This is a genomic window from Monashia sp. HAY1-5C (assembly GCF_056755255.1).
This window is the reverse complement of sequence record NZ_JBPGXG010000581.1, coordinates 1-250: the sequence shown is the minus strand read 5'-3', so window position 1 is coordinate 250 and position 250 is coordinate 1. Positions and strand designations below refer to the sequence as shown.

The window sequence follows — 250 nt, the reverse complement described above, 5'->3', positions numbered from 1 at the left end:
GTGCCAACCCTGTCGGCGCTGATCTACCGCCACGGCAAGGGCCTGCCGGCCAACACGCCGGACACCTCGCTGGATTACGTCAGCCGCTTCCTGAAGCAGACATTCGAGTCGGCCGATGGCCAGTACGAGCTGAACCCGGACGTGGTCAAGGCGCTGGACCTGCTCTTCATCCTGCATGCCGACCACGAGCAGAACGCCTCCACCTCGACGGTGCGCCTGGTCGGTTCGACCGGCGCCAACCCGTATGCGT

Annotated in this window: 1 protein-coding gene; it reads left to right on the top strand. The window is 65.6% G+C overall.

The window, feature by feature from the left end; all coding sequences use genetic code 11:
* The coding region (locus ACR9ZK_RS22830) for a citrate/2-methylcitrate synthase (RefSeq protein WP_481344206.1) at positions 1 to 250 on the top strand (250 nt) is incomplete at both ends.